Annotated in this window: 22 protein-coding genes; 9 read left to right on the top strand and 13 right to left on the bottom strand. The window is 59.9% G+C overall.

What is annotated here, in order from left to right; all coding sequences use genetic code 11:
• Nucleotides 1-8: 8 nt before the first annotated feature.
• The gene (locus HX805_RS21420; protein ID WP_003218698.1) at nucleotides 9-581 is read right to left on the bottom strand and encodes an elongation factor P; all 573 of its coding nucleotides are present in this window, start codon (nucleotides 579-581) and stop codon (nucleotides 9-11) included.
• Between the two features lie 49 nt (nucleotides 582-630).
• Nucleotides 631-1,764 (bottom strand): elongation factor P maturation arginine rhamnosyltransferase EarP, encoded by a 1,134-nt coding sequence (earP, locus tag HX805_RS21415; protein WP_177117297.1) that lies wholly within the window; start codon nucleotides 1,762-1,764, stop codon nucleotides 631-633.
• 131 nt (nucleotides 1,765-1,895) lie between these two features.
• Here earP and HX805_RS21410 point away from each other — a divergent pair, with 131 nt between their 5' ends.
• Nucleotides 1,896-2,264: a hypothetical protein gene (locus tag HX805_RS21410; protein WP_003218702.1), complete on the top strand. Its 369-nt coding sequence runs from the start codon at nucleotides 1,896-1,898 to the stop codon at nucleotides 2,262-2,264.
• Between the two features lie 15 nt (nucleotides 2,265-2,279).
• Nucleotides 2,280-2,762 (top strand): GreA/GreB family elongation factor, encoded by a 483-nt coding sequence (locus HX805_RS21405; RefSeq protein ID WP_177117296.1) that lies wholly within the window; start codon nucleotides 2,280-2,282, stop codon nucleotides 2,760-2,762.
• Nucleotides 2,763-2,767: 5 nt separating this feature from the next.
• On the opposite strand, the gene cysB is transcribed toward HX805_RS21405, so the two are convergent.
• From cysB to HX805_RS21380, 5 genes are all read right to left on the bottom strand, one after another.
• On the bottom strand, nucleotides 2,768-3,742 hold the full coding sequence (gene cysB / locus HX805_RS21400) for an HTH-type transcriptional regulator CysB (protein ID WP_003218707.1): 975 nt from the start codon (nucleotides 3,740-3,742) through the stop codon (nucleotides 2,768-2,770).
• Between the two features lie 104 nt (nucleotides 3,743-3,846).
• Complete coding sequence (locus tag HX805_RS21395) at nucleotides 3,847-4,347, bottom strand: universal stress protein (RefSeq protein WP_003218709.1); 501 nt, start codon at nucleotides 4,345-4,347, stop codon at nucleotides 3,847-3,849.
• Between the two features lie 63 nt (nucleotides 4,348-4,410).
• Nucleotides 4,411-5,328: a 5'-nucleotidase gene (locus HX805_RS21390; protein ID WP_003218711.1), complete on the bottom strand. Its 918-nt coding sequence runs from the start codon at nucleotides 5,326-5,328 to the stop codon at nucleotides 4,411-4,413.
• 14 nt (nucleotides 5,329-5,342) lie between these two features.
• Complete coding sequence (locus HX805_RS21385; protein ID WP_102368441.1) at nucleotides 5,343-6,305, bottom strand: putative 2-dehydropantoate 2-reductase; 963 nt, start codon at nucleotides 6,303-6,305, stop codon at nucleotides 5,343-5,345.
• Complete coding sequence (locus tag HX805_RS21380) at nucleotides 6,302-6,694, bottom strand: thioredoxin (RefSeq protein WP_102605075.1); 393 nt, start codon at nucleotides 6,692-6,694, stop codon at nucleotides 6,302-6,304. The genes HX805_RS21385 and HX805_RS21380 overlap by 4 nt, the downstream gene beginning before the upstream one ends.
• Here HX805_RS21380 and HX805_RS21375 point away from each other — a divergent pair.
• Both HX805_RS21375 and HX805_RS21370 read left to right on the top strand, forming a co-directional pair.
• A complete protein-coding gene (locus tag HX805_RS21375) occupies nucleotides 6,693-7,127 on the top strand; it encodes a PilZ domain-containing protein (RefSeq protein ID WP_177040064.1) in 435 nt (144 codons plus the stop codon). The genes HX805_RS21380 and HX805_RS21375 overlap by 2 nt on opposite strands.
• A gap of 133 nt (nucleotides 7,128-7,260) precedes the next feature.
• Nucleotides 7,261-8,337 (top strand): 3-deoxy-7-phosphoheptulonate synthase, encoded by a 1,077-nt coding sequence (locus tag HX805_RS21370; protein ID WP_003218719.1) that lies wholly within the window; start codon nucleotides 7,261-7,263, stop codon nucleotides 8,335-8,337.
• A 114-nt stretch (nucleotides 8,338-8,451) separates the two neighbouring features.
• On the opposite strand, the gene HX805_RS21365 is transcribed toward HX805_RS21370, so the two are convergent.
• Nucleotides 8,452-8,733: a GNAT family N-acetyltransferase gene (locus HX805_RS21365; protein ID WP_003189869.1), complete on the bottom strand. Its 282-nt coding sequence runs from the start codon at nucleotides 8,731-8,733 to the stop codon at nucleotides 8,452-8,454.
• A gap of 626 nt (nucleotides 8,734-9,359) precedes the next feature.
• Here HX805_RS21365 and oprI point away from each other — a divergent pair.
• A complete protein-coding gene (oprI, locus tag HX805_RS21360) occupies nucleotides 9,360-9,611 on the top strand; it encodes an outer membrane lipoprotei OprI (protein ID WP_003172710.1) in 252 nt (83 codons plus the stop codon).
• Nucleotides 9,612-9,743: 132 nt separating this feature from the next.
• On the opposite strand, the gene HX805_RS21355 is transcribed toward oprI, so the two are convergent.
• From HX805_RS21355 to HX805_RS21345, 3 genes are all read right to left on the bottom strand, one after another.
• The gene (locus HX805_RS21355) at nucleotides 9,744-10,712 is read right to left on the bottom strand and encodes a L,D-transpeptidase family protein (RefSeq protein ID WP_008437756.1); all 969 of its coding nucleotides are present in this window, start codon (nucleotides 10,710-10,712) and stop codon (nucleotides 9,744-9,746) included.
• 72 nt (nucleotides 10,713-10,784) lie between these two features.
• Complete coding sequence (locus HX805_RS21350) at nucleotides 10,785-11,078, bottom strand: hypothetical protein (RefSeq protein ID WP_003218723.1); 294 nt, start codon at nucleotides 11,076-11,078, stop codon at nucleotides 10,785-10,787.
• 58 nt (nucleotides 11,079-11,136) lie between these two features.
• Complete coding sequence (locus HX805_RS21345; protein ID WP_177117295.1) at nucleotides 11,137-11,742, bottom strand: arylesterase; 606 nt, start codon at nucleotides 11,740-11,742, stop codon at nucleotides 11,137-11,139.
• 10 nt (nucleotides 11,743-11,752) lie between these two features.
• Between HX805_RS21345 and HX805_RS21340 the strand changes: the two genes are divergently transcribed.
• Nucleotides 11,753-12,436 carry an ABC transporter ATP-binding protein gene (locus HX805_RS21340; protein ID WP_003218726.1) on the top strand — a complete coding sequence of 228 codons (684 nt, stop codon included), beginning with the start codon at nucleotides 11,753-11,755 and terminating at the stop codon, nucleotides 12,434-12,436.
• On the top strand, nucleotides 12,436-14,946 hold the full coding sequence (locus HX805_RS21335; protein ID WP_177117294.1) for an ABC transporter permease: 2,511 nt from the start codon (nucleotides 12,436-12,438) through the stop codon (nucleotides 14,944-14,946). Before HX805_RS21340 ends, HX805_RS21335 begins: the two co-directional genes overlap by 1 nt.
• A gap of 46 nt (nucleotides 14,947-14,992) precedes the next feature.
• On the opposite strand, the gene greB is transcribed toward HX805_RS21335, so the two are convergent.
• Nucleotides 14,993-15,466 carry a transcription elongation factor GreB gene (greB, locus tag HX805_RS21330; protein ID WP_008437752.1) on the bottom strand — a complete coding sequence of 158 codons (474 nt, stop codon included), beginning with the start codon at nucleotides 15,464-15,466 and terminating at the stop codon, nucleotides 14,993-14,995.
• A 152-nt stretch (nucleotides 15,467-15,618) separates the two neighbouring features.
• Nucleotides 15,619-16,848: a hypothetical protein gene (locus HX805_RS21325; RefSeq protein ID WP_177117293.1), complete on the bottom strand. Its 1,230-nt coding sequence runs from the start codon at nucleotides 16,846-16,848 to the stop codon at nucleotides 15,619-15,621.
• 304 nt (nucleotides 16,849-17,152) lie between these two features.
• Here HX805_RS21325 and HX805_RS21320 point away from each other — a divergent pair, with 304 nt between their 5' ends.
• Nucleotides 17,153-18,079 carry an ABC transporter ATP-binding protein gene (locus HX805_RS21320; protein WP_177080489.1) on the top strand — a complete coding sequence of 309 codons (927 nt, stop codon included), beginning with the start codon at nucleotides 17,153-17,155 and terminating at the stop codon, nucleotides 18,077-18,079.
• The gene (locus tag HX805_RS21315; protein WP_102368438.1) at nucleotides 18,076-18,801 is read left to right on the top strand and encodes an ABC transporter permease; all 726 of its coding nucleotides are present in this window, start codon (nucleotides 18,076-18,078) and stop codon (nucleotides 18,799-18,801) included. The genes HX805_RS21320 and HX805_RS21315 overlap by 4 nt, the downstream gene beginning before the upstream one ends.
• Nucleotides 18,802-18,810: the final 9 nt, after the last annotated feature.

Here is an 18,810-nt window from a genome sequence, read left to right as displayed (position 1 = left end):
CGCAAGAATTACTTCTTGGCGCGACCTTTGTACGAACCACCTTCACGGGTGTCGATCTCGATCAGGTCGTCGATTTCGATGAAATCGGCTACTTGCAGTTCGGTACCGTTAGCCAGCTTGGCAGGCTTCATCACCTTGCCCGAAGTGTCGCCGCGAGCGGAACCTTCGGTGTAGGCAACCTTACGCACGATAGTGGTCGGCAGCTCTACGGAAACCAGACGGTCTTCGAAGAAGATAGCTTCGCAGACGTCTTCCATGCCTTCTTCCACGAACGGCAGAACGGCTTCGATGTCTTCAGCGTTCAGCTCGTACATGGTGTAGTCGGTGGTGTCCATGAACGTGTAGGTGTCGCCGCTGATGAAGGACAGGGTCGCTTCTTTGCGGTCGAGGATCACGTCGTCCAGTTTGTCATCGGCGCTGTAGACGATCTCGGTCTTGTAACCGGTCAGCAGGTTCTTCAGCTTGGTCTTCATGATTGCGCTGTTACGACCAGACTTGGTGAACTCAGCTTTCTGAACCAGCCAAGGGTCGTTTTCGAGACGGATCACTGTACCGGGTTTCAGTTCTTTACCAGTTTTCATTGCGAATATCCGAAATTTGGATGGGATTTACAAAAATCAAGGTCGCGTATCATATCCAATTTACATAAAACTGTACCAGCGCCGTCGCAAGATCGGTCCGCGAGCCTTGTTCCAGAGCCCATTTCTCGGCGTTCGCGGTCACTTCCGGCCAGTGTTCCAGCAGCATTTTCCAGCAAAGTGCCATATCGCCATCAGCGTTCCAGGCCTGCCAAAGGCCGACCAACGCGACTTTCGCAGCCGGAGACAGACCTTCGGTATACAACTCAAGGAACGCATCGAGCTTGTCCAGGTGAATGTCTTCGTCCTGGCGATAGATATGCCACAACAGTGGCCGCCCGGCCCATTGCGCCCGCACGAACGAATCTTCGCCGCGCACGGCGTTGAAGTCACAGCACCACAACAGCCGGTCGTATTGCTCCTGGCGCATAAACGGCAGCACTTGCACGGTCAACCCGTCGCGCCGGTGCACATCACCTACTTCCAATGACTCGACCCCCAGCCAGCCCTGCACATCTCCGAGGATCCGCCCTTCCGGCACCAGCAGATGAGTGGCGCGCCCATCGGCCGCCAGCACGTCGAGCCAACTGGCCAGCCCGGCGTTTTCATAGGCGAACAACGACATCATTCGCGCACCGTCCACCGGGAAAACCCCAAGCGCCTGCAGAAACTGCTGCCGGGCGGCGGCGTCTTGCTGGAAGGCATCGCGCTGTTCCAGCAGCCCCGCCTCACGCAATAAACCGCCGGTGCCGGGACGGAATCCGGGAAAGAAGAAGTACTTTTGCACGCCCTTGAATTTCACCGAGGGCAAACCGTGGCAGCCGACCACCCAGTCTTCGGCGCTCAGGTAATCCAGGTTCATCCACAGCGGCGTGCGGTCGCGTGCGGCCATCGCCTCCATGTAGTCAGACGGCAATTGACAGGCGAACGCAGCGATCACCACGTCTGCCGCGTCGGTCGCCGGCCAGTCGGAGGGCCAGTAGCGCACGTCGACGCCCTCTTGCCATTGCTGGTGCACCTGCACATCAATCTCGGGGCACATGCGTTCGAACGCCCGCAGGTCATCGACCCACAAGCGCACCGCACACCCTTGTTCCGCCACCAATTGCCGGGCCAGGCGCCAGGTCACGCCGATGTCGCCGTAGTTATCGACGACGCTGCAAAAAATATCCCAGCGGGCTTTCATTCCGGGCTCCAACGCTCAAAGGCTCGATTGTCCGTATAAATGCCTCGATACAGAAGGGTTGATCGCGATTATTCTGCGCGCGGCTGTGGGACAATCGGCGCCATGCCGCACGTGCCTGCCAGGAGGCCACCATGTCTGATCGTTCGTTCTCGCTGTTCAAGCTCAGTATCGCCGTGGCCTTCGGCCTGTGGCTGGGGTTTATCGCCATTGTGCTGAGCGTGTGGCTGGCTTCCCGCTACCTGCCCGAGCAAACCGTGGCGCCGGTGGCCCGAGTGGTGCAGCAACTGGGCAAGCCAGAGGTGGTTGCACCGGAGCCGCCGAACCGGATGTTCGAGCAGTACCAGGAGAACCTGCGCAAGCAGGAGCAACAGCAAACCCTGGACCAGGCCCGCAACAACCCGCGTAACCTGTCCAACCCCAAATGCCAGTTCTGGCTGCAACAGGACCAGAACGCCCCCAACGACAAGAGCCGGGCCAACGTCCTGCAATTTTGCGATTGATCACGAAAGCCGCCCATGAATAAACACGCCGTTCACCAGTTGGTTTTGGACAAGCTCGCGGTCCATCTCGATATCGCCCAGCGCGCCGCGCAAACCGCGTACGAAACCGCGACCCACGAAGAAAACATCGCCGAGAACAAGTACGACACCCTGGGCCTGGAGGCTTCTTACCTGGCAGCCGGCCAGGCCCGACGCGTCGAGGAGATCCGGCAGGCGCTGACGCTTTGCCAGAACATGCAGCTGCGAGCCTACGATGACCAGCGCGGCATCGAAGTGGGCGCATTACTGGGGTTGGCAGATGAAAACGATCGCCAGCAGTGGCTATTCCTGGCGCCGGACGGCGCAGGCTTGAAGGTCGATGTGGTGGGGCAACCGGTGACCGTCATCACCCCACGCTCGCCCCTGGGCAAAAGCCTGTTGGGCAAGTTCGAAGGGGATGAGGTGGAGATTCTGGTGGGAGGCGCTCGGCAACAGTTTGCTGTTACCGAGGTGAAGTGAGCCAATCAGTGAACCGGTAGTTCAACGCCGTCGAACAGCTCTTCCAGTTCCTGCTTGTTGTGGCACTGGATGGCCTTGGCCATCACTTCGCGCGTCAGGTGCGGCGCGAACTTTTCGATGAAGTCGCACATGAAACCACGCAGGAAGGTGCCACGACGGAAACCGATCTTGGTCACGCTGGACTCGAACAGCTCGCTGGCATCGAGCACCACCAGGTCGTTGTCGAGCTTGGTGTCGACCGCCATCTTGGCGACGATACCGACACCCAGGCCCAGGCGCACATAAGTCTTGATGACGTCGGCGTCAGCCGCGGTGAACACCACTTTCGGCGTCAGGCCACGATGGCTGAAGGCTTCATCGAGTTTCGAACGGCCGGTGAAACCGAACACGTAAGTCACGATCGGGTATTCAGCCAGGGCTTCCAGGGTCAGCTTCGGCAGCTTGGCCAATGGGTGGCCTTGTGGGACCACGACGCAACGGTTCCAGCGGTAGCACGGCATCATCACCAGGTCGCCGAACAATTCCAGCGCTTCGGTGGCAATCGCGAAATCGACGGTGCCGTCGGCGGCCATCTCGGCGATCTGCATCGGCGAGCCCTGGTGCATGTGCAAGGCCACGTCCGGGTACTGCTTGATAAAGCTGCTGATCACCGGCGGCAGCGCATAACGCGCCTGGGTGTGGGTGGTGGCGATCGACAGGGTGCCCTTTTTCTCGTTGGAGAATTCCTGGGCGATCTGCTTGATGCTTTCGACCTTGCGCAGGATCTCGCCGGCGGTGGTGATGATGCGCTCACCGGCCGGGGTGACACGGGTCAGGTGCTTGCCGCTGCGCGCGAACACTTCAACGCCCAACTCATCTTCGAGCAGGCGGATCTGCTTGCTGATACCGGGTTGCGAGGTGTAAAGGCTTTGAGCAGTAGCGGAAACGTTGAGGTCGTGGTGCGCCACTTCCCAGATGTAGCGCAGTTGTTGAAGCTTCATATGTGTCCCTCAAAGCGGATAGACGCCACGGGTATCAGCGACGGTATATAACTATATTAAAGGTTAGACGGATAAATCTAGAACTTTTTATCGTTTTCTACCAATCACACGTCGTCACTGCGTCGACGCTGCAACAGCGGCACCAGGTACACCGGCACCTGGGACAGCTGCAGCACCCGTGCGGCGGTTCTCCCCAGAGGTGTTGCCACCCCGACCGCCTGGCTGTGACTACCTACGATCAACAAATCCACAGAGAGTTTCTGCGACTGGTCGAGAATCACTTCACAAGGATCACCCTGGATCACCCGCACCGAACGGATCAACTTGAGGTCCTGCTCCCCGTCCCCCAGCTCCTCGCGAAAACTGTCGAGCACCCGTTGCTCGATGGTCGCCATCACCGTCGTCAGGCCCTGGCTTTGCCATTCACTCAAGGCCTTCTCATCAAGGTAGCTCTGCAACACCGATTCGGCGAACAGCCCGATGGGCTCGACCACGTGAATCACATACAGATCAGCCTTGAACGTTCGCGCCAGCGCCAGGGCATGTTGCATCACATAGGGGGCATACAGACCGAGGTCAGTGGCGTACAGCATCGAACGAATCATAGAACCTCCTGGGCAGCCAGGATGGCGGGGATTGATTCAGCTTAGCAGCGCCTTTGGCAGTGCTCAGCCCTCGGTCTGAATTTTCAACTCGTTACTGATGCCATGGGGGACGTGACCGGTAGCCACGAACTCCCGGGCCTTCTCGCAATGCCCTTCCTGGTCATCGAAAAACACATCGGCGGCGAAGGCTTCGAGGAACGCCGACTTCTCCAGGCCACCAAGAAACAGCGACTCGTCGAGACGGATATCCCACTCGCGCAGCGTGCGAATCACCCGCTCGTGGGAAGGCGCCGAACGGGCAGTCACCAGCGCAGTGCGGATGGGGCAGGACTCGTCGGGGAACTCGCGCTGCAACAGGTTGAGTGCCGCCAGGAAGCCCTTGAACGGACCACCGCGCAACGGCTCGCGGGCGGATTCGCGCTCGCTGGCCTGGAAGGCTTCAAGGCCGCCCGACTGATAGACGCGCTCGGACTCGTCGGAAAACAGCACCGCGTCGCCGTCGAAGGCAATCCGCAATTCGGCACTGGAGGCCCGACCTGCGCCGCCCGACAGAATCGTCGCTGCGGCAAACCCGGCATCCAGGGCGCTGCGCACATCCTCGGCATGGGTGGACAGAAACAAGTGGCAGCCAAACGCCGCCAGATAAGGATAAGGGCTGCGCCCGCCGACAAACGCCGCGCGGGAGATGTCGAGCCCGTAATGCTGGATCGAATTGAATACACGCAAGCCGGTGTCGGCACTGTTGCGCGACACCAGCACCACCTCGACCCGGGCGCGGCCGAGGCTGGCGTTGAGGCTCAGGAGTTTCTTCACCAGCGGGAAGGCGTCACCGGGCTCGAGGGTTTCTTCCTCGTGGTCGATCTGGTACTTGCGGTACGCCTCGACGCCTTGGGCCAGGTAGACCTTGTGGCTCTCGCTCAGGTCGAACAGCGCTCGCGAGGAAATCGCCAGCACCAGTTTGTCGCCCAATCCCTTCGCCATGGTGTTCCCCCCAATCAGCGGTTATGCCGATCCATAAAACTCAAGGCCTGATACAGCGCCTGCATGCGTGGCAATTCACAACCCGCCGCGTTGGCCGCGGCCAAGGGGCGCGCGTAGATCGCCGCCAGTTCCAGCGGGCGCTTGTGCACGTAATCGTGATACATGCTGGGCAAGTAGTCATCCATGCTCTCGGTCATGGTGAACATCTGCCCGGCGTAACTGGCGGGAATCTCATGCCCGCAGGCGTGGGCGCCCTGCACCACTTCGGCCATCAGCGCCTGGATCAGTTCGCGGCTGGACTCATCCGCCATCATCGCCGTGGTGCCCGTGCCGAACACTACCGAGAGACCGTTGTAAGGCACGTTCCACACCAGTTTATGCCAGCGCGCCTGGTGCACATTGGCCATGGCCTGGGAATCGATACCGGCCTGGTGAAACAGCGCGGCGCCTTCTTCGACGATGGCTTGCCGACCGTTGTCATCGTTGGCCGCGGGGCCACTGTGGTAACCCAGGTTGACCCGGCCCAGCGCCTGATGCTCGACGATCCCGGGACCGGAACGGTGCACGCCGATGTAGCACAGGCCACCCAGCAAGTGCAGCGACGGCGGCAGGTGTTCACGCAGGCTGTCCTCTACGTCGAGGCCATTTTGCAACAGGATTATCCTGGCGTCCGGGGCGGCAACTTGAGCGATGGTCGGGGCCAGTTCGACATTCCCGGTCGATTTGGTGCCCACCAGCAGCCAGTCGCACGGCGGCATGTCGGCGGCGCGGGCATAAGCCTGTACCGGGTGAAGGTGCACGGTTCCGTGGATCGTGCTGTTGAGTTGCAGGCCGCGCTCGCTGACCGCCGCGTACTCGCTGCGCAGCAGGAAATGCACATCGAAGCCGGCGCGCGCGAGCATCACACCGTAGTAGCCACCAATGGCCCCGGTGCCGATGATCCCGATCCGTGGCGACTGTTTTGTTACTTCGGTCATGGCAACTCCTCTGGTATTCGTTTGAGCGCCTGCTGCACACCTTGAGTCAGGTCGCTGGCGGTCAGACGCGTCAGTGATGCTAATATTCCATGGAATTTCCCGTTACACACCACAAACAACGCCGGCAGGTGAAAGATCTCGTAGCGCTCCACTGCCCCGCCATTGTGACCCGCATCCACCCAGCACACCCGGTCCACCGGCAAGTCCCAACCCGGCAGTTGCTGGTGCAGGAAGCGGCAACGCGAGCAGCCGTCACCGGTAAACACCACCAGGGACGTGCCGGGAAGCCCCAATAATTGCTGGTCGATATCCAGGTCGGTAAGTTGCAGTTCTTTCACTATACTGCTGCCACCGCCGTCAACTGGACGGTGCTCGGAGTCCGTGTGCATGGGTCGTTTCTTTCCTCACCCTGATGATGTCGCTGTCGAAATAACCCAACGCCCCATTTCCGGCATTTCCCGCCAACGGCTGCACACTATCGGCCTGGGCGGCGTCGCATGCAATTGCCCACGCGCCTGGCGCCAGGGCGCGGCCATCGAGTTGCACATCCCCTCACTGGGCCAGACGGCCCGCTATCCGGGCTATGTGGCATGGTGCCGCAAGGCCGAAAACGGCTACCGCGTCGACATTGCCTTTACCGATGAGCAGGCCTTGTTCGGTGCGCGAATGGGTGAGCAAGTGTGCCAGATCGAACGGTACTGCCGCCTCCACGAAGGCGCCGAGCCCACACCCGGGCAGAGCGAAGCGCTGGCCCGGGAATGGGTCACGCGCCATGCCGGCGAGTTCTCCCATGAGGCTTTTGTGCTGCCAGCGCTGGATTAAAGCGGACGTTGCCCATTGTCTCGCAGCCTTGTAACGCGCTAAGGTTCCGCTCCCCGCTGCACTTAAATCATGCTGTGCTCCGCCGCACGGGGATCGCTGGCGGCCGGCACCCGTGACCCTGACGAGTAACACGATGGCTGATTTACCGATCAACGACCTTAACGTCGAATCCAACGAGACCCTGATCACGCCCGATCAGCTCAAGCGCGAAATCCCCCTGAGCGACGCTGCCCTGCAGACCGTCACCAAGGGCCGCGAAGTCATCCGTGAGATTCTCGACGGCACCGACCACCGCCTGTTCGTGGTCATCGGGCCGTGCTCGATCCATGACCTCAAGGCTGCCCACGAATACGCCGAGCGCTTGAAGGTGCTGGCGGCGGAAGTGTCCGACACCTTGTACCTGGTGATGCGTGTCTATTTCGAGAAGCCGCGTACCACCGTCGGCTGGAAAGGCTTGATCAACGACCCGTACCTGGACGACTCGTTCAAGATCCAGGACGGCCTGCACATCGGTCGTCAATTGCTGCTGGACCTGGCGGAAATGGGCCTGCCGACGGCAACCGAAGCCCTGGACCCGATTTCCCCGCAGTACCTGCAAGACCTGATCAGCTGGTCGGCAATTGGTGCACGCACCACCGAATCCCAGACTCACCGCGAAATGGCTTCCGGCCTGTCCTCGGCCGTGGGTTTCAAGAACGGTACCGATGGCGGCCTGACCGTGGCGATCAACGCCCTGCAGTCGGTCTCCAGCCCGCACCGCTTCCTGGGCATCAACCAGGAAGGTGGCGTGTCCATCGTCACCACCAAGGGCAACGCCTACGGTCACGTGGTACTGCGTGGCGGCAATGGCAAGCCCAACTATGATTCGGTCAGCGTGGCCCTGTGCGAACAGGCGCTGAACAAGGCGAAGATCAAGCCGAACATCATGGTCGATTGCAGCCACGCCAACTCCAACAAGGACCCGGCCCTGCAACCGCTGGTGATGGAGAACGTGGCCAACCAGATTCTGGAAGGCAACCAGTCGATCATCGGCCTGATGGTCGAAAGCCACCTGAACTGGGGCTGCCAGGCGATTCCAAAGGACCTGGCCGACCTGCAATACGGCGTGTCGATCACCGATGCGTGCATCGACTGGTCTGCCACCGAGACCACCTTGCGCAGCATGCACGCCAAGCTCAAGGACGTGTTGCCCAAGCGCCAGCGCGGCTGAGCACAGACTGCGGACACAAAAACGCCGGGCTAAACCCGGCGTTTTTTTTGATCGTTCCCCCGCCCTGCGTGGGAATGCATCCTGGGATGCTCTGCGTACCGCCCTACTCAATGCTCAAAGCTTCGCGGCATGGCGCTGGTGGCGCTCCATGTAGCGCTCAACGTAGGAGCAGGACGGGATCACCGTATAACCTGCCTCTTCGGCGAACTTCAACGCTTCCTCGGTCAGCGCGGCAGCAATGCCACGGCCGCGCAATGCGTTGGGCACGAAGGTGCGATAGATATCCAGGGTCTGCTTCCCGAGATCCATATAGGTCAGATAGGCACGATGACCGTCCACATTGGTCTCGAACTGATGACCAGCCTGGTCATGGTGGATGGACAACGCCTCGCTCATCACTACTCCTCGCGGGTCTTGGTTTCTGACCCCTACCTTACCGATGTTTTTCCGGCGAAGGAACATCTACGCCACCCGGTGCCGGTTTCGACAACGAGAAAAGCGGCCAGTGCCTTGCACTAGCGCTCACAACCAGCACAGGGAAATAGTAGGCGCCAATCGCACAATTGCTCAAGACGCGCTCGTCTTCCGTTGCGCTGGCGGACATAGAAAGGGCCAATCGAGATTCCTTACGTCGATGGCCTGAACATTGCCGGCAGTTGAAGCTTGAGACGAACACGCGCTCTTAAAGTCACCTCAACATGCACAAAAGATACCGAATGGCGAAAAGACAATCTGAACAATAGTGTCAGGGACGATATATAAAATGACTTATGTTTACATGGCTTAACACATGCCAGCCGGCCCTTTCAGGCTGGATCCAATCCTCGGCCGAGTGCAAAAATCTGCATATTTTTTATACAGACTCTCGAAAGATTAGCCAAAATAGATTGGACGCGAGAATTTTTTTTGCTTCTTGCGCTACGTCAGTTTACTTACTACAAGTAATGGGTAGTATGTACGCCGGCTATTAGCTCACTCTGAGAAAGTAGCCATTTAATAGAAAGTCCTTGAAGGGGAACACGATGAACAACGTTCTGAAATTCTCTGCTCTGGCTCTGGCCGCAGTTCTGGCTACCGGTTGCAGCAGCGTCTCCAAAGAAACCGAAGCTCGTCTGACTGCAACTGAAGACGCAGCAGCACGCTCCCAGGCTCGTGCAGACGAAGCCTACCGTAAAGCTGATGAAGCTCTGGCTGCTGCTCAAAAAGCACAACAGACTGCTGACGAAGCTAACGAGCGCGCTCTGCGCATGCTTGAAAAAGCAAGCCGCAAGTAATAATCCTCCGGGGTTGTTATCAAGCCGATCCATTCTTGGATCGGCTTTTTTTTGCCTGTGATTTGGCTGGATTCCAGACAATAAAAAACCCGTCACCGCGCGAGGCGATAACGGGTTATGGATCGTGCAGGCTTACTGCTGCAGATCGACCGGCGTACTCGATACCATCGGCGCCCCGCCGGGTACACCGATTTCCGTCGGCAAACCGTCTTCAGCCGCAACCACGTCACGCACCTGGTCCCAGTTGACCCGCAGGTTGCTGGACAGGTCTTCACGCTTGAGCAAGGCGTTGATGACGGCGGTGTGCTTGTCGACGACCGATGGGGTGCCATCGTCGTTCAGCGGCGTATGGGCTTCCAGGTAGACCTTGCCCCCGGCCGCGCCGAACTTGTAGGCGTCGTTGATAATCCGCACCGACGTGCCCACCGGCACCATGTCGGCCATTTCCAGCACGTTGTTGTTGAACATGCGGAAGCAACCGTGGCTGGTACGGGTACCGATGCCGAACTTCATGTTGGAACCGTGGATCAGGTAGCCCGGCGTGCCGAGGGTGAACTTGAACGGCCCCAGCGGGTTGTCCGGGCCGGCCGGCACGACGTTGGGCAACGGGTCGCCATTGGCGGCGTGTTCTGCCTTGATCGAGGCTGGCGGGGTCCAGGTCGGGTTCGGGATCTTGCCCGTGATGGTGGTGTGGGCCACTGGCGAGCCCCAGCCTTCACGGCCAATCCCCAACGGGAACGTGTACACCACGTTCTGGCCCTTGGGGTAGTAGTAGAGCCGGTACTCCGCCAGGTTGATCACGATGCCTTCACGCGGGCCGGGCGGCAGGATGAAGCGCGTCGGCAACACGATCTCGGTACCCGCTCCCGGCAGCCAGGCATCCACGCCCGGGTTGGCCGCGACCATCTCCGAATAACCCAGGTCGTAGGTGGTGCCGAGGTCCGCGAAGGTATCTTCGTACTTGGCCTTGATCACCTGGACCTGGCCAACGATATCTTCACCCGGTGGCGGCAAAGGCAACTGCAAGGCTGCAGCAGGACCGGCCGCGCAGAGCGCAGCGAGAGACAGGCAGCAGGTGACGGCGGAAAGGCGCGACAACATCCGGGAATTCCTTCGCAGATCGACGGGTAGTAGAAAATGGATTGTACACGGCTGCCCGGCGGGCACCCATATTCAAAGCTCGAAGCGCAGCTCTGGCCAGATCGGCGGTGTGCCGCGTTTTTGCGACTCGAGGATCGCCCGGCACAGGGGGCACAAACGCTGGTCCTGGAAGATCGAGCGATCCACCGATGACCAGCGCGGCTGGGCAGGCAACAACGTGCCGCAGAGGGTGCGGTCGATGGACCCGCCCAACTCCAATTGACGCGTCACCAGATGCACCCGGACTTCCTGGCAGGCGAACAGATCCAGCTGTTCGTCAGGCTCGATCAGTTGGTAGGCAAACAGTGACCAGGCAGGACGCGACATCGGGGGCTCCAAATCGGGGGGGCGCCACCTTAGCCGAAAGACCGCTGCTAGAAAAGCGTCATAGCAGTGGTTTTAGCGTTGGCCAGACATTTTCCAGCAACTTGCCCTGCGCGCCAACCGCCGGGTGCAATTGGTCAGCCTGCATCAGGTCCGGATGACCACCGACGCCTTCAAGGAAAAACGGCACCAGCGGGACGCTTTTTTCCTTGGCCAGGGCCGGGTAGACATTAGCAAACGCGGTGGTGTATTTCGGCCCGTAATTAGGCGGCAACTGCATGCCCAGCAGCAGCACCTTGGCACCGCTGGCCTTGGACTGTTCAATCATCGATGCAAGATTTTGTTTCAATTGCTCGGGTGGCTGGCCACGCAGGCCGTCATTGCCGCCCAGCTCGATGATCACCAGGTCCGGCTTATGCTCTGCAAGCGCCGCCGGCAGCCGTGCCAGGCCCCCGGCACTGGTGTCGCCGCTGATAGAGGCGTTGACCACTTTATCGTCGAAACCTTCGCTCTTGAGCCGTTGTCCCAACAACGCTACCCACCCTTTGCTGGTATCCAGCCCGAAACCGGCACTGATACTATCGCCAACGATCAGGACTGTACCCGCCGCTGCGTTCTGGGCCATGCACATCAAGGCCAGGCCAGCACTCAAAAACCACATTCGCATTGGATTCTCCATGGGCGCAAGCATTCTCACCGCGCGAAACCTTAGCAAAGTGGTTCCCAGCGCGGAAGGTGAACTGACTATCCTGCACGAACTGAGCCTGGAACTGAACAAGGGCGATAGCCTGGCTATCGTCGGCGCCTCCGGTTCCGGCAAATCCACCCTCCTCGGCCTGCTGGCCGGCCTCGACCTGCCCAGCAGTGGCGAAGTCACCCTCGCCGGCCAGGCCCTGAGTACCCTCGACGAAGACCAGCGTGCACGCATCCGCGCCGAGCACGTGGGGTTTGTGTTCCAGTCCTTCCAGTTGCTCGACAGCCTCAACGCGCTGGAAAACGTGATGCTGCCCCTGGAGCTGGACGGTCGCAAGGACGCCCGCGAGCGCGCCAAACACCTGCTGGAGCGTGTCGGCCTGGGCCAGCGTCTCACCCACTCGCCGCGCCAACTCTCGGGGGGTGAGCAGCAACGGGTAGCGATTGCCCGGGCGTTTGCTGCCGAACCGGACGTGCTGTTTGCCGATGAACCCACCGGCAACCTCGACAGCCATACCGGCGAGCGCATCAGCGACCTGCTGTTCGAACTCAACAAAGAGAGCGGCACGACCCTGGTGCTGGTGACCCATGACGAGCGCCTGGCCCACCGTTGCCGTCGCCTGATCCGTCTTGAAGCCGGCCTGATGGTCGCGCCCCTGGAGCCTTGATGGCACGCTTGCCCTTGTTGCGCCTGTTCAGCCTTGCCCTTCGCCAGTTGCTGCGCGATGCCCGCGCCGGCGAACTGCGTGTGCTGTTCTTCGCCCTGCTGGTGGCCGTGGCCGCCAGCACCGCCATCGGTTACTTCGGTGCCCGCCTGAACGGCGCGATGATGTTGCGCGCCACCGAGTTCCTGGCGGCCGACCTGGTGCTGGAAGGCAGTTCACCCGCCCGCACCGAGCAAATCCAGAGTGGCACCGAGCTGGGCCTGCAGCACGCCAGGGTGGTGGAATTCTCCAGCGTGATTGCCACTGACGCCGGCATCCAGCTGTCCAGCATCAAGGCGGTCAACGAGGCGTATCCGTTGCGCGGCGAGCTGAAGAGCGCCGCCGAACCCTTCGCCGAAGAAACTGCCGGAGGTGGCCCCAAACCCGGTGAAGCCTGGGTGGAAGCACGGCTGTTGACGGCACTGAACCTGAAAATCGGCGACAGCATCGACGTCGGCATGAAGACCCTGCGCCTTTCCCGCGTGCTGACCTATGAGCCGGATCGCGCCGGCAACTTCTATAGCCTGACGCCCAGGGTGATGATCAACCTGGCCGACCTTGAAGCCACCGGCGTGGTGCAGCCCGGCAGTCGCGTGAGTTATCGCGACCTGTGGCGAGCGCCACAGGGCGGCACCGTGCTGCAAACCTATCGCGACCTGGTCAAGCCCGGCCTGGCTGCCAACCAGCGGCTGCAGGATGCGCGCGACGGCAACCAGCAGATCGGCGGCGCGCTGGGCAAGGCCGAACGTTACTTGAACATGGCCAGCCTGGTGGCGGTGCTGCTCTCCGGCGTGGCCGTGGCGCTCTCGGCCAATCGCTTCGCCAGCCGACGCTTTGATGCCAGCGCCCTGCTGCGCTGCCTCGGGTTGTCGCGACGCGAAACCATGTTGCTGTTCAGCCTGCAATTGGCCGTGCTGGGGTTGCTGGCCAGCCTGACCGGCGCCCTGCTCGGCTGGCTGGCGCAATTGGGCCTGTTTGCGCTGTTGCATGACCTGCTGCCGGCGGACGTTCCACCCGGCGGGCTGCTGCCGGCCGTTGCCGGGATTGGCACCGGGCTGGTAGCCCTCGCCGGTTTCGCCCTGCCGCCGCTGGCCGCCCTGGGGCGGGTGCCGCCACTGCGGGTATTGCGCCGCGACTTGCTGCCAATCCCTTCCAGCACCTGGATGGTCTATGGTGCGGCGCTCTTCGCCCTGGGCCTGATCATGTGGCGCTTGAGCCTCGACCTGGTGCTGACCTTCGCCCTGCTGGGCGGCGGCGTGATTGCCGCGCTGGTTCTCGGCGGCCTGCTGCTCCTGTTGCTGCAAAGCCTGCGACGCCTGCTGGCCCGGGCCTCCCTGCCCTGGCGCCTGGGGCTGGGCCAGTTGCTGCGTCACCCCTTGGCGGCGGCGGGCCAGTCCCTCGCATTCGGGCTGATCCTGTTGTCCATGGGACTGATCGCATTGCTGCGGGGCGAATTGCTGGACACCTGGCAAAACCAGTTGCCCAAGGACGCCCCCAACTATTTCGCCCTGAACATCCTGCCTGCCGACAAAGACACCTTCGGCGCACGCCTGCTGGAATTGCAGGCACAGTCTGCTCCGTTGTATCCGGTGGTGCCGGGACGCTTGATCAGCATCAATGGCGCCCCGGTGCAGGAGATTGTCAGCAAGGACTCCAGCGGCGATCGTGCAGTACAGCGAGACTTGAGCCTGACCTGGGCCGCCGACCTGCCACCGGGCAACAAGCTGACGGCGGGCTCCTGGTGGACGGCGCAACCGACCGACGAGATTCCAGGCGTCTCGGTGGAGGCCAAGGTCGCCGACAGCCTGAAACTCAAGCTCAACGATCACCTGGTGTTTACCGTCGGCGGGGAAAACCGTGAAGCGCGGGTCACCAGCCTGCGGGAAATCAACTGGGACAACTTCCAGCCCAACTTCTTCATGATCTTCCAGCCCGGCACCCTGAAGGACCTGCCGGCCACCTACCTGACCAGCTTCTACCTCGCACCCGGCCATGACCAACAGATCGTCGACCTGTCCCGGGCCTTCCCGGCGGTGACCATCCTGCAGGTAGAGGCACTGCTGGAACAACTGCGCAGCATCCTGGCCCAGGTCACCCTGGCGGTGGAGTACGTGCTGTTGTTTGTCCTGGCAGCGGGGATGGCCGTGTTGTTCTCCGGGCTCCAGGCAACCCTCGATGAGCGGATTCGCCAGGGCGCCCTGCTGCGGGCGCTGGGGGCTGAGCGCAAGTTGCTGGTCAAGGCCCGGCGTATCGAGTTCGGGTTGTTGGGCGCAGTCAGCGGGCTGTTGGCAGCGCTCGGCACCGAACTGGTGACACTGGTGCTGTACCGCTACGCGTTCGACCTGACCTGGCACCCGCATCCGTGGCTATTGCTGCTGCCGGTGATCGGCGCCGTGCTGATCGGCGGTGCCGGCGTGTTCGGCACCCGCCGTGCACTGAATGCCAGCCCGTTGACGGTGCTGCGCGAGGGCTGAAAACGCAGATGGCCCGCACGCGTTCATGCATACGGGCCATCCGTTGTCACTTCACATATTCGATAGCGGTGATCCACCAGCACACTTCGCCACTGGGGGTCTGCACGAGCGCCTCGTCATCCACTTCCTTGCGCAACAGTGCCCGGGCCATGGGTGAGTCGATGGAGATGTAGTCCATACGTTCATAGATCTCGTCGTACCCCACGATGCGAAACCGCTTGGTCTCGCCCTGTTCGTTTTCAATCTCCACCCAGGCGCCGAAAAACACCTTCCCTTCCTGCTCGGGCATGTACTCGACCACGCGCATGTCTTCCAGGCGCTTGCGTAAATAACGCACCCGACGATCAATTTCCCGCAGCAGCTTCTTGTTGTACTGGTAGTCAGCGTTTTCGCTCCTGTCCCCCAGGGAGGCCGCCCACGTCACTTTGCGGGTGGTATCAGGGCGCTTTTCTCGCCACAGGTAATCAAGCTCCTTTTTCAGGGCCTCATGACCTTCTTTGGTAATCAGCTTGGTGCTCAAAAGCTCTACATCCCCTGGAAGTTTGCATTTTTCAGACCCGCTGCCGCATCAGGCACAACGCATTTAACGCCCGATGTCGGCTGTGGGGGTCGATGATAAATGAACTCGGGAAAGTAGCCAGACCCACCGGCGGATTCCGGCAACGACGCGTATCAGTCAGCCTCCGTCTGGGTCGGGCCGCATTCAGGCTGGCCGCGCCCGTTCTCGCCAAGCCATGCAAGTGACTCATCCAGGGATTGAAGCGTAACCCTCAGGTTGTCCCGCAGGACAGGCAACTGGAACAGCGCAGCCGTCAGCTGTTGCTCCTTGAGGCGCACCGCAAGGTCACGGTCATGCAACTGGGCTTCCTGGCTCTCCAGGTAGCGCGCACGCTCGTCCATTCGACGCTGCTCTGTCTGGTTCAGCGCCGAGCTGCCAGCCAGATGCTCTTCCCGGAGGGCCAGCGTGCGGGCCAACTGTTCCAGGGACGTTTCCTTTTCGGCAATCCTGTCGGCACTCCGCTGACTCTCCTGCTCAAGGTCAGCCTTTTCCTGGCGCAGTTCGAGACGCAACTGATCAAGCGCTTCTTCCTGCTTGAGCACGCTGAGCTTTTGCTGCGTCAGCTCCTGTGACAATCGGGAAAGATTGGCCAGCGTATCGTCCACTTCAAACAACGAGGCTGACTCATTCCGGGCAGGCATGGGCGGCGGCGCCTGGGGGACCGGTTCAGGTTGTTGGACTATGGGCGCCGGCACTGGCGCAGCGACAGCAGGCGCCTCGATCGGTGCCTGTAGTGGCGCCTCAACGAGCGGCTCGGATATCTCGAGCTCAGCCTCGGGCGCCTGCGTCACCGGCTCGGGCAATGACCACGCAGGCTCTGAAGGATCGGGGGACCTGGGAGCAGACACCATTCTTGAGGAGAAACGAATCGACGGCACGATCAACGTGTTGCTTTCAATGGCGGGCAAACCGGGCGCCGACGTTCCCAGGGTAATCACCTTCATCACCAGGGATTTCTTGATCGTCAACGAGTGATGATCTTCAGGCCTGGCCGGGGGCAATTTGCAGCCTTTCAAATCAACAAAATGAAAGGGAATCTGAGTTTCGCCGCTGCTTGCAGATTTTGCCCCGGGAGCAGCCGCGAGCGTCAGGATTTGCTTGAAGACATGGGTCGCTATTTGCAGGTCTTCCTTGGAGTCTATCGCCCCCAGAAAGTAACGTTCGGACTTTTTGCGCAACGCTGCGATGTACACCCGTGAACTACCGGGCTCTGTTTCTTCATCCAGACTGTAGGCAAGAAAGTTTGAAGAGATCTGCGCCACCGCAAAACCACAAAGCAGTGCACCATTGACCGGTGCATCATGCCCGGACTGTTCAAGAACAAGGGTACGTAGAAGCAGCATGACATCAGGCTCCATTTCAAATTGGCATAAACTTTAAATAAACACCAAATAAACAACGACTGTAATTAAATCATCAAAAGCAAAACAATTGTTTCAGCGAGTCATAGTCTGGCATGTAGGACTTATCTTATTCAGCCCCCTCAGCATTTCCAAGAGCGTTTATTGAACGTACCATTTTTTAACAGTGCGACGTCGGAAAAGCTTCAACATAAAAAGATTTCAAGCATTGAATTTCGAACATTCACAACCTGCTGTTCACCCAGGTTAATCCAGCCTTGCCATATCCATTCAGTAGAAAAGCATAATGATCGAGATAACGAGCCTGACAAAAACCATGGGCGGAAAAAACATTATTCATGACTTCTCATTCAACGCCCAACCCCAGGAATGCCTCGGGCTGTTTGGAAATGATGGTGCGGGAAAAACAACTATTATCAAAATGATCTCAGGCTCGACTACACCCTCTTCAGGCCATATAAAAATATTCGGTAACGATATCGCCCTGAACGTATTCCAGGCAAAGAAAGTCACCGGCTACCAGCCAGAGCGACTCTTGAGCCATGGTGCAATGAGTGTAAAGGCCTTTCTCGGTTTCATTGCCGAAATACGCGGATTCCGCGGCGCGGAAAAACGCAAGATGATTGACCGGGCAGTTGCACGGCTTGAGTTGTGGCGGATACTCAAAAGCCCGGTGGAAACCCTCACGGACGGGTTGAAACGCAAGGTAGCCATCGCCCAGGCAATCCTGCATGACCCCGGCCTGCTGTTGCTCGACGAGCCAACAGAAGGTCTGAGTGCCGACCAGAAACACAAAGTCAGAATGCTCATCAAGTCGCTCAGCGACGAGATGACGATCATTGTCGCGTCCCGTGCGCCGGAAGAACTGACCGGTATTTGTAACCGCGCACTGGTGATAGCCGACGGCCGATTGGTGGCAGACGCTTCGGTGCCCGAACTGCAGCGCAGCTCCCGTCATCACCAGGCGGTCACCCTTGCAGCCGACACACCGCTGGACCTGTTGGCCCTGGCGGTATTGCCCGGGGTCGCCGGCATCGAGGAAGACCGCGAGACTCCCGGCACAGTGACCGTACTCGCCCTGCCGGGGCAAATCATCTACCCCCACATCAATGCACTGGTCACCCAGCGCCGCTGGAAGCTCAATGCCCTGAACCTGGAAGCCGGGCGCCTGGATGACGTTGTGCACCATATGAGCCAGGAGGCATCGATTTGAAACTTCTCCCGGTCATATTCAAGCGTCAACTGGTCAGTTATTTTTCGGCTCCCGTCACTTACCTGAGCACTGCGGTTTTCCTGACCGCCGCTGCTGTATTTGGCTTCCACTCAACCCGGTTACTGGAAGTCGGCAGTGCCGACTTGCAGGGCTTCTTCCAGTTGCACCCCTGGCTCTACTTACTGTTGACACCTGTTCTATGCACTCGGCTTTGGGCCGACGAGCCCACCACCGGTTCCATGGAGTTCCTGAAAACCCTGCCCGTCACACGTTTCGAGATAGTGGTCGGAAAGTTTCTGGCGGCCTGGATTGTTTCCGGCGTGGCCCTGCTGTTGACCTTCCCGATAGTCATCACCGTCAACTATTTTGGCAATCCGGACAATACAGTCATTGCGTCACAATACCTGGGAAGTTGGGTATTGGCCGGATGTTATCTATCCGTGGGTTGTTTTATCTGCGCACTGACACACCATCGCGCGATTATATTCACCGTAACCCTGTGCTTGCTGCTGACCGCCAGTGGCCTGTCATCCATTCTTGATGCGATTGAACATCAAGTTCCGGTATGGCTGATTGACCGCCTTCTTTCCCTGAGCCCGTCTGCGCGTTTTGACGCCATTGACCAAGGGGTACTGGCTCTTCAAGACAGTTTGTACTTCATCAGTATGATCATCGCCTTTCTTGGCGCGACGGTCATTGTCCTGAATGTAAGAAACGGTTGAGAGGGACAC

The sequence above is a fragment of the Pseudomonas sp. G5001 genome, assembly GCF_013385475.1.
Classification (GTDB): Bacteria; Pseudomonadota; Gammaproteobacteria; order Pseudomonadales; family Pseudomonadaceae; genus Aquipseudomonas.
Note: the sequence above shows the minus strand (reverse complement) of the source record. Positions and strands in the feature narration are given on the sequence as shown.

What these genes read in the sequence shown, in the direction of transcription:
- HX805_RS21420 (WP_003218698.1), bottom strand. Translation starts at nt 581, where the DNA reads ATGAAAACTGGTAAAGAACTGAAACCCGGTACAGTGATCCGTCTCGAA.
- HX805_RS21380 (WP_102605075.1), bottom strand. Translation starts at nt 6,694, where the DNA reads ATGCACACGGACTCCGAGCACCGTCCAGTTGACGGCGGTGGCAGCAGT.
- HX805_RS21365 (WP_003189869.1), bottom strand. Translation starts at nt 8,733, where the DNA reads ATGAGCGAGGCGTTGTCCATCCACCATGACCAGGCTGGTCATCAGTTC.
- HX805_RS21345 (WP_177117295.1), bottom strand. Translation starts at nt 11,742, where the DNA reads ATGCGAATGTGGTTTTTGAGTGCTGGCCTGGCCTTGATGTGCATGGCC.
- cysB (WP_003218707.1), bottom strand. Translation starts at nt 3,742, where the DNA reads ATGAAGCTTCAACAACTGCGCTACATCTGGGAAGTGGCGCACCACGAC.
- HX805_RS21325 (WP_177117293.1), bottom strand. Translation starts at nt 16,848, where the DNA reads ATGCTGCTTCTACGTACCCTTGTTCTTGAACAGTCCGGGCATGATGCA.
- HX805_RS21350 (WP_003218723.1), bottom strand. Translation starts at nt 11,078, where the DNA reads ATGTCGCGTCCTGCCTGGTCACTGTTTGCCTACCAACTGATCGAGCCT.
- HX805_RS21375 (WP_177040064.1), top strand. Translation starts at nt 6,693, where the DNA reads ATGGGTCGTTTCTTTCCTCACCCTGATGATGTCGCTGTCGAAATAACC.
- HX805_RS21340 (WP_003218726.1), top strand. Translation starts at nt 11,753, where the DNA reads ATGGGCGCAAGCATTCTCACCGCGCGAAACCTTAGCAAAGTGGTTCCC.
- HX805_RS21320 (WP_177080489.1), top strand. Translation starts at nt 17,153, where the DNA reads ATGATCGAGATAACGAGCCTGACAAAAACCATGGGCGGAAAAAACATT.
- HX805_RS21405 (WP_177117296.1), top strand. Translation starts at nt 2,280, where the DNA reads ATGAATAAACACGCCGTTCACCAGTTGGTTTTGGACAAGCTCGCGGTC.
- HX805_RS21335 (WP_177117294.1), top strand. Translation starts at nt 12,436, where the DNA reads ATGGCACGCTTGCCCTTGTTGCGCCTGTTCAGCCTTGCCCTTCGCCAG.
- HX805_RS21390 (WP_003218711.1), bottom strand. Translation starts at nt 5,328, where the DNA reads ATGGCGAAGGGATTGGGCGACAAACTGGTGCTGGCGATTTCCTCGCGA.
- earP (WP_177117297.1), bottom strand. Translation starts at nt 1,764, where the DNA reads ATGAAAGCCCGCTGGGATATTTTTTGCAGCGTCGTCGATAACTACGGC.
- HX805_RS21355 (WP_008437756.1), bottom strand. Translation starts at nt 10,712, where the DNA reads ATGTTGTCGCGCCTTTCCGCCGTCACCTGCTGCCTGTCTCTCGCTGCG.
- HX805_RS21370 (WP_003218719.1), top strand. Translation starts at nt 7,261, where the DNA reads ATGGCTGATTTACCGATCAACGACCTTAACGTCGAATCCAACGAGACC.
- HX805_RS21385 (WP_102368441.1), bottom strand. Translation starts at nt 6,305, where the DNA reads ATGACCGAAGTAACAAAACAGTCGCCACGGATCGGGATCATCGGCACC.
- HX805_RS21395 (WP_003218709.1), bottom strand. Translation starts at nt 4,347, where the DNA reads ATGATTCGTTCGATGCTGTACGCCACTGACCTCGGTCTGTATGCCCCC.
- HX805_RS21410 (WP_003218702.1), top strand. Translation starts at nt 1,896, where the DNA reads ATGTCTGATCGTTCGTTCTCGCTGTTCAAGCTCAGTATCGCCGTGGCC.
- oprI (WP_003172710.1), top strand. Translation starts at nt 9,360, where the DNA reads ATGAACAACGTTCTGAAATTCTCTGCTCTGGCTCTGGCCGCAGTTCTG.